Genomic DNA, 12,178 nt, shown 5'->3' with positions numbered 1-12,178 from the left:
TTGGTAACTTACGAACAGACAGACTGTTTGTAAATGATTCTACTTGTAGGAGCCTTCATGCCGACGATCGACATTAGCGCCGGAACCATCCATTACGAAGTAACCGGACCCGAAAGCGGCAGGCCGGTGGTGTTCGTGCACGGGTACATGATGGGGGGCCAGTTGTGGCGCCAGGTCAGTGAACGGCTCGCCGCTCATGGACTCCGTTGCATCGCGCCGACCTGGCCGCTCGGTGCCCATCCCGAGCCGCTGCGGCCCGGTGCCGACCGGACCATCACCGGTGTGGCTGCAATGGTCGCCGAAACCCTTGCCGCACTGGATCTGACCGACGTGGTGCTGGTCGGCAACGACACCGGCGGAGTAGTGACCCAACTCGTCGCGGTGCACCACCCGGAACGCCTGGGCGCGCTGGTCCTCACCAGTTGTGATGCCTTCGAACACTTTCCGCCACCGATTCTCAAACCGGTCATTCTCGCCGCCAAGTCGAAGACGCTGTTTCGCACCGCGATCCAGGCCGTTCGTACACCGGTTGCCCGCAGACGGGCCTATGAAGGACTGGCACATAACGACATCGACGACCTGACCCAGCTCTGGGTGCGCCCGGCGCTGTCGAATGCGTCGGTCGCCGAGGATCTGCGCCAGTTCTCATTGTCACTGCGTACCGAGGTCACCACCGGCGTGGCGTCCCGGCTTCCCGAGTTCGACAAGCCGGCGCTCATCGCCTGGTCGGCCGACGACGTGATCTTCGAACTCGAAGACGGCCGCCGGCTCGCCGCGGCGATCCCGAATGCGCGGCTGGAGGTGATCGAGGGTGCCCGTACATTCTCGATGGTGGATCGGCCAGACCGGCTTGCCGAGATGCTGTCGTCGGTCGCGGTGCGCACCTAGGAGCCGAAGCCACCGGTTTCCGGCATGTCAAGAGGAGGTGACCGGTATCAGCCCGCCTTGGTGAAGTAAGGTAGCGTCAAATCCGTTCCCGCAGTATGGAATTCAACCCGAACCCGCATACCCACGGACAGCTCGACCGGTGCGACGCCGATGATATTGGTCAGCATCTGGTAACCCTCGTCCAGGGTCACGACCGCGGGGGCGTAGGGCGATTCGAAGTCGGCGGTCACCGGCCGGTAAACCACCGTCCAGCTGTATATCTCGCCCCTTCCGCCGCTTCGGGTCCACACCATCGAAATCGCCAGGCACTCGCGGCAGTGCTCGGTCGGTGGGAAATTGGCGGTGCCACACTCCGCGCACCGCTGGTAACGCAGCTCCTGCGCACGGCAGCCCTGCCAGTACGGTGCGCTGACCCGACTCTCGGAGTGCGGCACGCAGCCACGCTGCGGCCGCAACACGTTGTCCGCACTCACCTGGGCTCAGCTCCCAGCAGCAGTACCGTGGTGAACAGGGCACCCGCTCCTCCGTTGCTGCACAACGCGATTCGAGCGTCGGGCACCTGAAGCTCACCGGCGTCACCACGCAACTGCTGCACGGCGCGAACGGCGCGTTGCATCATCTGCGGGTTCGCACCGGCATGGCTGAACGACATGGTCCCCCCGTCGGTGGTGACCGGATGGCTGCCGTCGATGGCGATATGGCCGTCGGCGACAAAGGGTCCGCCCTCACCCTCATCGCAGAACCTGAACGCCTCCAACTGGCGAATGATCTCGAACGAAAACGGGTCGTAGAGTTCCAGCACGTCCACGTCGTCTCGCCGCAGTCCGGCATGCGCGAATGCGCGATCGGCCGCCCGACGGCCTACCACCCCGTTGCGGTGATCGCCGCGCCGTCCGCAAAGATCCCACATGGGCGGATGCTGATACGACGGACCATGAAAGTCGGCGCCGCTGCCCAAGATGTAGATCGGCTGCCCCGCCACCTCCGTGCTTGAAACGTCGGCTACCACCAGCGCGCAACCCCCCTCGGACGTGGTGGCGCAGTCGAGGAGATGAAACGGGTCGGCAATGAGTCGCGACGCGGTGATGTCGCCCGGGGTGAACGGACCACGTTGGTAGTAAACGGCTTCGGCATTCTTGGAGCCGTTGTTGCGGATGGTGGCCGCGACCATGGACAGCTGTTCGCGGGTCGTGCCGTAAGCGTGCATGTGCCGGCGGGCGATGAGCGCGAACTCGGCGGTGGTGAACATCCCCCAGGGAGCGACGAATTCGTTCTCGGGACGGGTCCACGGCGCGGTCGCCTCATGGTCACGGTATTCACCGGCCTGGGCGGCGACGAGGACCACCACATCGGCCATCCCGTGCTCGATCGCAGCGGCCGCTTCGGTGATCATGCCGACGCCGAAGCCCTGTCCCTGCCAGGCCGGGCCGATCCGCAGGTCGTAGATCAGCGAGGTTGACATCGGGCCGGCGCTGATCCCGTCCACGTCATCCAGAGACAGGCCGGCATCCTCGAGTGCGCCCGTCACCGCTTTGACCGCAAGGCTACGAGACGTCTCGCCGTCCAGCCGGCGTCCCTGGACGGTGTTGTACACCCCCACAATCGCCGCGGTGGGCCGTGGCCTCACGTCGACTCCATTCCCCCAGCGCCGTACCGCGCGGTCGGGTTCCGGGCACGGGCAATGACCGATATCGATTATGACGGCTGCCGTGCTATTCGACCGCCGTCGGGTTTGACCGCCGGGCACGTTGACACCCATGCCACCATGAGGCATGGCCGGTCCCGGAAGGTGAGGAGTTGAGCGCGGACAGGGCTGCACGGCCCACCACGGCTGATGTCGCGCGACTGGCGGACGTGTCGACGGCGACCGTCAGCTACGTCCTGAACAACGCGGAGGGTCGCAGGATTTCGCCGCGGACCCGGGACGCGGTCAACCGCGCAGCCAAATTGCTGGGCTATCGGCCCAATCTGGCCGCCCGCAACCTTGCTCGCGGCAAAGGGGGTGTGGTGCTCTATGTCGTACCGCACGTGGCGGTGGGCGATATGCCGATGCAGGCCGGCAGCCGGATGACCACGGAACTGGCGCGACTGGGGTTACTCCAGGTGCAGATCTTTGAAACCGAGGATGACCACCACGTCGTCGATGCGATCGAGAACCTTGACCCGGTCGCGGTGGCGAGTCTCTTTCCGCTCAGCGACGCTGCGGCCGATGCGGTCCAGGCCGCGGGCATTCCACATATCGACATCGGTAGCCTGCCTGCACTGGGTGCTCCCCATCTGGCGGTCGGCGAGATGCGGGTCGCGCACCTCGTGTCGCGGGGTCATCGAGAGATCGCCTTCGCCTACGGCGGCACCGCCAAGTGGCGTGCACTGGGCGACTTCTGGCTCGACGGGGTTTCGCGCGCTGCGCAATCGCGCGGCCTGAGGCCGGTGCGCGTCGCCACGATCACCGTCGACAATGCCGCCGACGTCGTGGCCGGTTGGGTCGGCAATGGCGTGACCGCGGTGTGCGCACAGAGCGACGACATCGCCTGCCTGGTGTTGTACGGGATCCATGAAGCGGGACTGCGGTGTCCCCGCGATCTCGCGGTCATCGGCGTCGACGCCGGCCCGATGGGCGAAGTCAGTACACCGCCGTTGACGTCGGTCCAGTTCGATCCGCGTGCCGTTGCCGACGCGGCCGTCGCTGCGATCTTCGAACGGTTGGGGTACCCCGCGCCGCCGTCTCCGGATATCACCGACATCGCCCGTGTCGTCGTACGCTCCTCGACCTGACCGGGCATGTCAGCCGCCTAGCCAATCGACTACTCCACCTCTGGACATCATGTGGTTAAGCGCATAACCTCGCGATGAGCAACGAGGCTCGAGGAGGGGTACCGATGACGGTCCAGGCGGTGTTGGACGAGATCCGGGAGCGTCCGGGCTCCGGAGAGGTGATTGCGATCGTCGATCCTGCCACCGAAGAGCAGGTCACCGAGTTCAAAGATTGCGGGCCCGAGGCCGTCGAGGTGGCAGTCGCCCGGGCGAAGGCGTCGTTCGAGTCGGGCGTCTGGCGCGACAAACCCCCCAGCGAGCGGGCCAAGATCCTCTGGCGAGTCGGCGAACTCATCGACCAAAATGCCGAGCTGCTGGCCGAACTCGAATCGCTCAACGCCGGCATGACGCCCATGCAGGCCAGGGGCACCGTGGCCGTGGGATCGGAGTTCTTCCGTTACTACGCGGGCTGGTGCACCAAGATCGAGGGCATCGCGGCCGACGTACACACCGGCGGCCTCACCGGCATCGACTCCCACCAACACGCGTACACCCTGAAAGAGCCCTACGGCGTGGTGGGCCTGATCTTCCCGTGGAACGGGCCCGTCTTCAATTTCTGCTGCAAGCTGGCGCCGGCGTTGGCGGCGGGCTGCAGCAGCGTCGTCAAGCCCGCCGAGGAAACCCCACTCTCGGCACTGGTCCTGGACAACATCCTGCACGAGGCCGGTGTGCCCGACGGGGTCGCGAACCTGCTGCTGGGCTACGGGCATACCGCCGGCGCGGCGATCACGGCGCATCCCGACGTGGAAAAGGTCGCCTTCACCGGCTCAACCGAAGTCGGCCGGGAGATCGTGCGCGCGGCCGGTGACAGCAACCTGAAAAAGGTCACGCTGGAACTGGGCGGCAAATCGGCGGTGGTGGTCTTTGATGACGCCGACCTTTCCAAGGCCGTGCCGGTGGCGGCGTTCGGCACGTTCATCCATTCCGGTCAGGCTTGCGTGTGCGGGTCACGAATCTTCGTCCAGCGCGGTGTCTACGACCAGTTCATCGAGCAACTGACCAACGTCGCCAACGGGCTCCCGCAAGGTGGGCCCAGAGACGAGGGCAGCCTGATCGGTCCCCTGATCAGCCAGAAGCAACTCACCAGGGTGATGGGCTATCTCGACGAAGGCCGCTCCGACGGCGTCGAGATCGTCACCGGTGGGCACCGCCTCGACCGCAAGGGCTACTTCGTCCACCCCACCGTGCTCACCAAGGTGTCCACCACCAGTCGGCTGTTCCGGGAGGAGATCTTCGGACCGGTGGTGGCGGTGATCCCCTTCGACGACGAGGACGAGGCCGTGGCCCTGGCCAACGACAGCACTTACGGGCTGGCCGCGACAGCGTGGACCAGGAATCTCGGGCGCGCGCATCGCATCGCGAAGCGGCTCAAGGCCGGAACGGTGGGACTGAACTGCCAGATGCAGTTCGACCACTCGATGCCCTTCGGGGGATACAAGCAGTCCGGGTGGGGCTACGAGTCGGGCAGGGCCGGTCTGGAGACATACCTGCAGACGAAAATCGTTTGGGCGCAGATGTAGAAGTTCTGAGCGGCGACTTTTAGGGGCGGTGCGTCGTCTGGCTTCGATTCATGTCGTACACATAATTTTTGCGTCGCCGGGGCAAACGCGTTGAAAGCGTGCGATTATGAGCTTCGCCACACCTTTCGATGGTCAAGCACGGGGGCTGGAGGACACCGATGTCTTTACTCGTCGCCACACCGGACCTGATGAGCGTTGCAGCAGCAGAAGCGGCGAGTATCGGCTCGTCAATGCGGGCGGCCAATCTGCAGGCCCTGACGCCGACCAGCCGGCTGATCGCCGCGGCGGCTGACGAGGTGTCGACGGCGATCGCCTCCCTGTTTTCCGGCCACGCCCAGGAGTACCAGGCACTCAGTGCGCAGGCGACGGCGTTTCACCAGGAATTCGTGCGGGCCCTCAGCGCGGCCAGCGGGGCCTATGCGGCCGCGGAGGCGGCCAACGCCGGTCCATTGCAGCCCGCCGTCAACGAGCTTCTGGGTGTCATCAACGCGCCCACGAACTTGCTGTTGGGCCGTCCGTTGATCGGCGACGGGTATAACGCCACACCCGGCACCGGACAAGCCGGTGGCGACGGCGGCATTCTCTGGGGCAATGGCGGCGCGGGTGCTTCGGCTGGGCTGATGGGCCAGACCGGTGGCCGCGGCGGCAATGCCGGGTTGATCGGTAACGGCGGACCCGGCGGAACGGGAGCCTTCCGAGGCGGGACCGGGGGCGCCGGCGGTACCGGCGGATGGCTGTGGGGCAATGGCGGACCCGGTGGGACCGGGGGTTTCGGCGGGTTGACGATCCCCGCCGGGACCGGTGGGCTCGGCGGCAGGGCCTTGTCCTTGTTCGGCGTCGCCGGCGCGATGGGCCAGACCGGACAGGTACTGCCGGTGGTGACTGCCCAAGAAGCCGCCCTCCTGACAATGACCTCACCGGAAGTCAACTTCCTGCTGATCGGCACGGACGGCACGAACCTGGCCGCTATCCTGGCCGACCCCGCCGGCACTCCGAACTTCCACGCGTTCATGCAACAAAGCGTCACCTCGGCGTCGACGATCGTCGGGCACACCACCGTCTCCAATCCCTCGTGGACCACCATTCAGACCGGTGTGTGGAGCGAGACGGCCGGCGTGACCAACAACGTCTTCACCCCGTGGACGTACGACAACTGGCCCACGGTGTACAACCAACTCGAGGCCGCCTATGGCAACAGCGTCAACACCACCGTCATCGCGAACTGGCCCGTCGTCGCGGATATCGCCGGCGCCGGCCCCAACCCCGCTGACAAAGTCGTCTTCATCCCGCAGATCGCGGGTGACACGAACTGGTTGGCGACGCAGAACCTGGTCGGCCAGACTGCCCAAACCGCGATTACGCAGGCGCAGACAGGCAAGGGCAATTTCATCTTCTCCTACTTCGTCGGCGTCGATGAGAACGCGCACATGTACGGCGGCGACTCGCCGCAGTACGCGGCGGCCATTCGGAATATGGACGCCAACCTCGGTCTTCAAGTTGCGGGGCAACCCCTAGAGACCAGAGGCCTTTTGGGTGCGGTAGCCGATTGGGAGGTCAGCCACCCCACCGGCAAGGAGTTCTCCACACTGATAGTCACCGACCACGGCGAAATCGGACCCAACGAGTTCGGGCGCGGCCACGGCTTCCAATCACCGCGTGAGACAGCGACATTCCTCATGTTCGATCAGGCCGGGGCTGCCAACAATATCCGTGACGGGTGGATCAACAACTCCTGGCAGATCGTCAGCACGACGCCGACCATCATGGATCAATTCGGCATTCCGCCGCTGCCGTACATGCAGGGCGCGTCGCTGACCTCCCCCGTCTTCGACGGCACGTACGTCAATCCCGCCATCGTTCCCCCGCCAGGCACAAACCTGTTCAACGTGCTCAGCGCCGATTTCGCCGCACAGGGTTATCCCGATCCGCTGACCAACGCGTCGCTGGTGTCGCGCACGGTCGCGGCCACGATTCCCTACCTGACGTACGACCCGATCCAAGGCATCGTCGACTCGGTGCCCGAATTCTTACAGCTACCGGTCTCATGGATCGGCGCCGGCGTCTACCAGTCGCTCAACATTCCCGCGCAGATCTGGGTCCGGCTCACCGGCGTGACCGGCAACCAGATCATCCCGCCGGTACTCAACCCGTTCCTGAACTGAGACTTACTGGGCGGGTTGGTACCTGAGCATCGTCACCTCGTGCTCGGGATAGTCGAAGAACACCGGCCGCACCCGCATCCCGACGCGCAGCGCTTCGGGCTCGACGTTCACCATCTCGGTGGAAAACCTTGGCCCCTCGTCCCATTCGACGATGGCCAGCAGTTGGGGTACAGCGTCGGCGAAGTGCGGGCTGACCGGCCGTCGCGCGACGGTGTACGAATACAGCGTCCCCATGCCCGAGATTTCGCGCCACTGAAGGTCGTCGGCCAATGTGCGCGGCGCCCGCACCCGCGGATAGAACACATAGCTCTGCGTCGATGGGGAGTACTGGATGACGATGCGGTGCTGGGCAAGTGCGTCCCAGAACGGCGCCGTGGTCGGCGTCTTGACGGGCATCGGACGGTCGAACTTCATCGTCAGTCCCCCTCCAGCACGAGCGCCGTCTGCTCGGACAGGATCCCGCCGTTTCCGGACACGAACGCGCGATTGCAGTCGGCCACCTGCGCCGCACCGGCACGCCCCATGATCTGACGGGTGGCATCGCAGACATGGTGCATCCCGCCGGCCAATCCGGCCTGGCCGAAGCCGAGCTGGCCGCCGGCGGTGTTGAGGGGGAAGTCGCCGCGGAACGTGAGGTCGTGCTCGGCGATGAACGTCAAACCGGTGCCCTTGTCGCAGAAGCCGGCATCCTCGAGGGAAAGCATGACGGTGATGGTGTAGCAGTCGTAGATCGACACCATGTCCATCTGCCGGCGTGTCAGGCCGGTCATCGCGAACGCGGTGTCAGCAGCGGCGGCGATGGGACTGTTCAGCAGGTCCTCGGCATAGGTCGGGGTCTTGAACGGCACGTTCTCACCGAATCCCTTGACCCACACCGGCCGGTGCTTGGCACGCCCGGCCAGGTCGGCGTTGGCGACCACCACCGCCGCACCGCCGACGCACGGCATGACGATCTCCAGCATGTGCAACGGATCCGCGATCACCGGGCTGGCCAGCACGTCGTCTACGGTGAGCGGCCTGTCCTTCCAGATCGCACCCTCGGTGTGATTGGCGTTGACCCGTTGGTCGACCACGATCTTGGCCATCGCCCGCTCGTCGTAGCCGTGCACCGCGGCATAGCGCTGGGCCACCTGTCCGTAGGGCCCGTTCTGGCCGAGGTTGCCGTAGGGTATTTCGAATTCAGCTTGGGGAGAACCGTATTGGTTGCTCGACGAGCCGAAGAACATGGCGTCCACCAGCGGCCGGGGCTTCTTTTTGGACGACGGGGTGAGATAGCGCGCCGGCAGCGCACAGAGCACGGCGTCGCAGATGCCGAGTTCGATCGCCGCGGCGGCGCGCCACACCATGGCGGCTGCGCTGGCGCCGCCGAGATCCACCAGCTCGGCGAATCGCGCTGGCATTCCGAGGTATTCGGCGATGGTCGACGGGACGAAGATCTGCGACTCGGCCAGATGGGAAGCCGCGATACCATTAACCACGTCGCCCGGCAGGCCCGCATCGTCCAGAGCGGCCGCGGCCAGTTCGGCCCACTGCTCCAGAATGAACGGTGCGGCTGAGGCCTTGCTGAGCCGTTCGGGCGGCAGCTCGACATACCCAACGATTGCCGCTTCTCCGCGTAATCCCATCGTGTGTACCTACTTTCGCGGCAAGCCTAGGATCATCTGGGCGATGATATTCAGCTGGATCTCCCGGGTTCCACCGCCGATCAACTCGGCGGGGAGGTGCAGATAGGGCTCCACGATGGCGGGGTCGGAGTCGACGACCATCGCCAACCCGCCGGTGAGCTGCAGGGTGGCCTCAAAAGTGCTCCGCAGCAACACGTTCATCGCTACCTTGGCAATGCTGGACGCCGGTCCCGTCGGTTGGCCGTCGAGAAGCCGAATGGTTTCGCGGACGCCCAGCGCCTTGATCGCGTTGGTGTACGCGTCGAGTTCGCCGAGTGCGCGCAAAGCGTCTTCGCGATCCTGGCCCGGTTCGGACGCCAGCCGCCGGAGTGCGGCGGCGCGGTCGAACTTGACGTATCCGCTGATGGCGGAACGCTCTTCGGCCATGGTGGCGATCGCCAGATTCCAGCCGCCAACCGGGTCGCCCAGCAGCATGTCGTCCGGTATGAAGACGTCGGTGAGGAAGACCTCGTTGAAGTGAGCCTCGCCCGTGGCGGTTTTGATCGGCTGGATCTCGATCCCGGGAGACCGCATGTCCAGAATGAAATAGCCGATGCCGCGGTGCTTGCCGGCCGCCGGGTCGGTGCGGGCAAGCAAGGCACCGAAGTCCGCACGGTGCGCCACCGACGTCCAGATCTTGTGCCCGTTGATTTTCCAGCCGCCGTCGACCTTGGTGGCGCGAGTGGCCAGTGCGGCAAGATCCGAGCCCGCGCCCGGTTCACTGAACAGCTGACACCACGCGATCTCGCCGCGCTGGGTGGGCGGTATCAACTTTTCCTGCAGGGCTATCGGTGCGGCCTTCAGCACCGACGGCAGAATCCACTCGGCGATACCCAGCGAGGGCCGGACCAGTTCCGGTCGTTTGCCGAACTCGTCGTCGATGATGAGCTGACGCAGCGGACCGGCATCGAGTCCCCACGGCTTGGGCCAGTGCGGCGCGATCAGACCCGCCGCGGCGATCAGCGTGCGTTGCGGGCCGGTCTTGAAGTCTTCGTAGTCGCCTTGCCGTCCGGGTTTGTCGTTGCGTAATTCCATGGCAGCGTCCAAAGTCCGGGCCACCTGCGCCCGGAATTCCGCATCGGCGTCGCCGAGCTTGACCGACATGTCGCGCTGCTGAGTGCAGGTGATCCGGCCCAGCCGGCGGGCCCAGCGGTTCGCCGGTCCGATCGACGCGGCCAGGGTGATGGCCCGGCGCCAGTACAGGTGCACGTCGTGTTCCCAGGTGAAGCCGATCGCGCCGAACATGGTCAGGGCGTCCAGCACGAGATCCGGGGCGGGCGCGACAGCGATCACCGCGGCACCGGCCGCGGCGATCCGGTGCTGATCGAGTGATTCGTCGGCCGCTCGCACCGAGTCCCAGGCCGCCGCGGTCGCCAGTTCGCTATTGATCAACAGCATCGCCGCACTGTGCTGCAGCGCCTGGAAGGTCCCGATCACTTTGCCGAACTGTTCCCGGATGCGAAGGTGCGCGGTGACCGCCTCGACGCACCACTGCGTGATGCCGGCCGTCGTGCTGGCGACCAGAGCCGCCGTGACGCATTCCGCCCGGTCGGAGTCGATGCCGGTGAGCACCGAGGCGGCTGCATGGTCGGTCAGCCGCAACCGTCCGACGTCGGTGACGATGTCCGTCCCGTTCGCCGGTTCGACGGCGGCCGTGTCCTTCTCCGGGTCGACGACAAGCCAGAGCAAGTCACTGCCGGGGGCGCGGGCTGCCAGCAGGATCACCTGCGCCGAGCACATCCCGGCGGTGACGTCGGAAGCCCCGGAGACCAGCCAGCCCTGCTCGTCGGGATGTGCGCGGAACGCGCCGTTGCCGGGAAGGACGATCGCTGCGGGCGCCCCGGCCGCCAATTGACCCAGCAGCGCTTCGGCCTCCGATGAGGCATCGGCCAGCAGGGCGACGGCGCCCGCGGTAACCGTGGGCAGCAACGGACCGGGCAGCAGGGCCTTCGCCGCGGCCTCCAGCACGCAGGCGGTATCCATCAGCCGGCCACCCTGACCACCCAGCTGCTCGGGCAGATGGACCGCATGAAAACCATTGATAATCAGCGCATCCCACCATTGCGGCAGCTTCCCGGCAGCGAGGGCCTCGAGGTTGTCCCGCGTGCTGGCGATCGGAGCGTGCCGAGTCGCGAACTGTTCGACCGCGGCGCTGAGTTCCTGTTGTTCAGCGGTCAGCCCGAGCGTCACCCGGGCCCCCCGGCAGGCCCCGGGGTGACGTCCGGGGCGCAAGCGCTCGGCGTGGGCCGCACAGACTGCTATCCTCTCCCCTTACAAGACGAACCGTCTCGTCTTGTCGAAGATTACGTGCCGGGTCGAGTTCTGTAAAGGCGAGGCAGGTCAGTTGGATGCCCACCAATCTCACGCCACGGCGCCGTAGCGAGAAGTCGCGCACGGCGATTGTGGCCGCCACGCGCGAGCTGCTGCTGGAGCGTGGATTCGACGGGCTGACCATCGAGGCGGTCGCAGCACGGGCCGGGGTGGGCAAGCAGACCATTTATCGGTGGTGGCGCAGTCGTCCCGCACTTGTCGCCGACGTCATGCTCGAAGACGCCGACCGGATCCTCGCGTCGATGCGCTACAGCGACGACCTGGCTGCCGACCTCGTGGAATGGGTGGGCAGGCTGGCTGCCACGTTGACCACGGACCGTGGTTCGGCGATGTTGCGGATCTTGACCGTGGCCGGGATGGAGCACGAGGACACCGCCGTCAGACTCCGCGCCGGATTCAGCAAGCCGCTGCACGACAGCGTGCGGGCGCGGCTGGTTGCCGACGGCATCGACGAGGCCACCGCCGAGTCCGCCGCCGACGCGATCGTCGGTGGCGTCGTCTACCCCATTTTGTCTGACGCACAACGGTATTCGCCGCAGCGCGCGGAGCTGACGACCCGACTCGTCGTCGACTCGATCAGCCGATCGTGACCGCGACCAGGCGCCGGTGCACACGATCCGGCAGTGACCCCCCAGCGTCCACGCGTGCAGGGTTTCCGAGGACCTGGTGACCCGGGTAACGGCGGGCGCGGTCGCTGCACCTGGTCGGACACCGGGCTGGTAGCCGGCGAAGTTTGGGAGCGGGTGAGCGCCTACCAGCAGCGCTATGACGTCCCCGCCGAGGAGATTCGGTGAGCGCA

10 protein-coding genes and 1 pseudogene are annotated in these 12,178 nt (G+C 66.0%); 6 read left to right on the top strand and 5 right to left on the bottom strand.

All coding sequences use genetic code 11. The annotated features are described in order from the left end of the window. Nucleotides 1-57 precede the first annotated feature (57 nt). Nucleotides 58-888 carry an alpha/beta fold hydrolase gene (locus ACX9NE_RS01695; RefSeq protein ID WP_459363026.1) on the top strand — a complete coding sequence of 277 codons (831 nt, stop codon included), beginning with the start codon at nucleotides 58-60 and terminating at the stop codon, nucleotides 886-888. Between the two features lie 47 nt (nucleotides 889-935). Here ACX9NE_RS01695 and ACX9NE_RS01690 read toward each other — a convergent pair whose 3' ends face one another. Together ACX9NE_RS01690 and ACX9NE_RS01685 are read right to left on the bottom strand one after the other, a co-directional pair. Next, nucleotides 936-1,361 carry a Zn-ribbon domain-containing OB-fold protein gene (locus ACX9NE_RS01690; protein ID WP_459363025.1) on the bottom strand — a complete coding sequence of 142 codons (426 nt, stop codon included), beginning with the start codon at nucleotides 1,359-1,361 and terminating at the stop codon, nucleotides 936-938. Further along, the gene (locus ACX9NE_RS01685) at nucleotides 1,358-2,515 is read right to left on the bottom strand and encodes a thiolase family protein (RefSeq protein WP_459363024.1); all 1,158 of its coding nucleotides are present in this window, start codon (nucleotides 2,513-2,515) and stop codon (nucleotides 1,358-1,360) included. Before ACX9NE_RS01685 ends, ACX9NE_RS01690 begins: the two co-directional genes overlap by 4 nt. 170 nt (nucleotides 2,516-2,685) lie before the next feature. On the opposite strand from ACX9NE_RS01685, the gene ACX9NE_RS01680 reads away from it, so the two are divergent. From ACX9NE_RS01680 to ACX9NE_RS01670, 3 genes are all read left to right on the top strand, one after another. Then, nucleotides 2,686-3,663 carry a LacI family DNA-binding transcriptional regulator gene (locus ACX9NE_RS01680; protein ID WP_459363023.1) on the top strand — a complete coding sequence of 326 codons (978 nt, stop codon included), beginning with the start codon at nucleotides 2,686-2,688 and terminating at the stop codon, nucleotides 3,661-3,663. A 104-nt stretch (nucleotides 3,664-3,767) separates the two neighbouring features. Beyond that, nucleotides 3,768-5,222: an aldehyde dehydrogenase family protein gene (locus ACX9NE_RS01675; protein WP_459363022.1), complete on the top strand. Its 1,455-nt coding sequence runs from the start codon at nucleotides 3,768-3,770 to the stop codon at nucleotides 5,220-5,222. Nucleotides 5,223-5,380: 158 nt separating this feature from the next. Continuing rightward, nucleotides 5,381-7,384, top strand: coding sequence for a PE domain-containing protein (locus ACX9NE_RS01670; RefSeq protein WP_459363021.1), 2,004 nt, complete (start codon nucleotides 5,381-5,383; stop codon nucleotides 7,382-7,384). A 3-nt stretch (nucleotides 7,385-7,387) separates the two neighbouring features. Here the strand turns inward: ACX9NE_RS01670 and ACX9NE_RS01665 are convergent, their stop codons facing one another. Genes ACX9NE_RS01665 through ACX9NE_RS01655 form a run of 3 tightly spaced genes read right to left on the bottom strand, consistent with a single transcriptional unit; the run spans nucleotide 7,388 to nucleotide 11,238 of the window. Then, nucleotides 7,388-7,798, bottom strand: coding sequence for a Zn-ribbon domain-containing OB-fold protein (locus tag ACX9NE_RS01665; RefSeq protein WP_459363020.1), 411 nt, complete (start codon nucleotides 7,796-7,798; stop codon nucleotides 7,388-7,390). A gap of 2 nt (nucleotides 7,799-7,800) precedes the next feature. Next, the gene (locus ACX9NE_RS01660) at nucleotides 7,801-9,009 is read right to left on the bottom strand and encodes a thiolase family protein (RefSeq protein WP_459363019.1); all 1,209 of its coding nucleotides are present in this window, start codon (nucleotides 9,007-9,009) and stop codon (nucleotides 7,801-7,803) included. Between the two features lie 9 nt (nucleotides 9,010-9,018). Beyond that, on the bottom strand, nucleotides 9,019-11,238 hold the full coding sequence (locus tag ACX9NE_RS01655) for an acyl-CoA dehydrogenase (RefSeq protein ID WP_459363018.1): 2,220 nt from the start codon (nucleotides 11,236-11,238) through the stop codon (nucleotides 9,019-9,021). Between the two features lie 158 nt (nucleotides 11,239-11,396). Between ACX9NE_RS01655 and ACX9NE_RS01650 the strand changes: the two genes are divergently transcribed. Further along, nucleotides 11,397-11,969 (top strand): TetR/AcrR family transcriptional regulator, encoded by a 573-nt coding sequence (locus ACX9NE_RS01650; RefSeq protein WP_459363017.1) that lies wholly within the window; start codon nucleotides 11,397-11,399, stop codon nucleotides 11,967-11,969. 81 nt (nucleotides 11,970-12,050) lie between these two features. Continuing rightward, nucleotides 12,051-12,173, top strand: a pseudogene (locus ACX9NE_RS01645) (sulfotransferase family protein); the annotation flags it as partial. Between the last annotated feature and the right edge of the window lie 5 nt (nucleotides 12,174-12,178).

It is taken from the genome of Mycobacterium sp. ML4 (assembly GCF_054515735.1).
Note: the sequence above shows the minus strand (reverse complement) of the source record. Positions and strands in the feature narration are given on the sequence as shown.